At 70.1% G+C, this 1,488-nt stretch carries 2 protein-coding genes; one reads left to right on the top strand and one right to left on the bottom strand.

Annotated features, from left to right (window positions below):
- Positions 1-101: 101 nt before the first annotated feature.
- A complete protein-coding gene (locus AB0O00_RS39130; protein WP_363659438.1) occupies positions 102-1,031 on the bottom strand; it encodes an RNA polymerase sigma-70 factor in 930 nt (309 codons plus the stop codon).
- Between the two features lie 185 nt (positions 1,032-1,216).
- On the opposite strand from AB0O00_RS39130, the gene AB0O00_RS39125 reads away from it, so the two are divergent.
- Positions 1,217-1,488 (top strand): carboxymuconolactone decarboxylase family protein (locus AB0O00_RS39125; protein WP_363659437.1); only part of this gene is annotated, 272 nt, incomplete at its 3' end.

The raw sequence follows: 1,488 nt of genomic DNA, 5'->3' as shown, positions 1-1,488 counted from the left end.
GCCGTTCTCACCGAAGAGCAGGGAGCACCGACGGCTCACGGAGTCGGCGTGCCGGCGAGCAGGCCGGTGGCGCGGTCCGCGGCGAGTCCGCCGAGGAGGACTCAGCGGCTCACCGCGGTCTCCCGCGCGAGGCGCGACAGCTTCTCAGGGTTGCGCACGACGTAGAGTCCGCTGATCAGGCCGTCGTCGACCCGCACCGCTACGACGTCGTCGATCTCCCCGTTGAGTCGGATCATCAGAGCCGGGCAGCCGTTGATCTGCACCGGTTCGACCGATGCCTTGCCGCGGAGGGTGGGCAGGCCGGCGGTCAGCGCTCGGGCTACCTGGTCGGCGCCGACGATCGGCTGGGCCACCGTCTGCCGGATTCCGCCCCCGTCGCCCAGCAGGACGACGTCCGGGGCAAGCATGTCGAGCAGGTGCTGCAGGTCGCCGGTTTCGATCGCCTGCTGGAAGGCTTCGATCGCGCCGCGAGACTCGGCTGCCGAGACGACGCCGCGAGGGCGTCGGGCGGCGACGTGGACGCGTGCGCGGCGGGCGATCTGACGGACCGTGGCCGGGGTCTTGTCGACGGCTTCTGCGATCTCGCCGTACTCCAGATCGAACACCTCACGCAGCACGAAGACCGCCCGCTCGGTCGGTGTGAGCGTTTCCAGCACCAGGAGCATCGCCATCGAGATGCTGTCGGCCAGCTCGACGTCCTCGGCCACGTCCGGGGCGGTCAGCAGTGGCTCGGGCAGCCAGGGGCCGACGTAGGACTCTTTGCGCCGGCCGAGGACGCGCAGCCGGCTCAGCGCCTGGCGTGTGGTGACCCGGACCAGGTATGCGCGCTGGTCCCGGACCGTGTCCTGATCGACGCCCGACCAGCGGAGCCAGGTCTCCTGCAGGACGTCCTCGGCGTCGGCGGCCGAGCCGAGCATCTCGTAGGCAACGGTGAAGAGCAGGTTGCGGTGGGTGACGAACGCCTCGGTGGCGGGACCCATGCAGTCGCCACGCGTGCGCGGCTCGGTGGTGTCCGTGGTTCGCTCGCTCATAGCCGGCTCCTGCCCGTTCGCTCTCGTCCGTGCCGCACGCACACCAGACGCCGGCCCCCGCCGCTTTGTGACACCCGCGGTGGGTGGCACAGGTCACATAGCCGCACTGTCACACCGGACGGCGCGGCGGCATCTGGTGTTCGTCCAGTGCGGCAGCACGTGACACCACAAGTGAGGACGAAGCCATGGAGCCCCGATTCAACCTGTTCGACAGTCCGACCGCAGCGAAGGTCGCCAAGCGGTTCTACAACACCTCGCTGGCCCTCCGGCAGTCGACACTGCCGAAGGCCACGCAGCACCTGGTGGAGCTGCGCGCCAGCCAGATCAACGGCTGCGGTTTCTGCGTCGACATCCACACCAAGGAGGCCGCGGCCGCCGGTGAGACCCCGCTCCGGATCAACCTGGTCGCCGCCTGGCGCCACACCAGCGTGTTCACCGAGGCCGAGCGGGCCGCGCT

Source organism: Kitasatospora sp. NPDC093558, assembly GCF_040683475.1.
Taxonomy (GTDB): Bacteria; Actinomycetota; Actinomycetes; order Streptomycetales; family Streptomycetaceae; genus Kitasatospora.
Note: the sequence above shows the minus strand (reverse complement) of the source record. Positions and strands in the feature narration are given on the sequence as shown.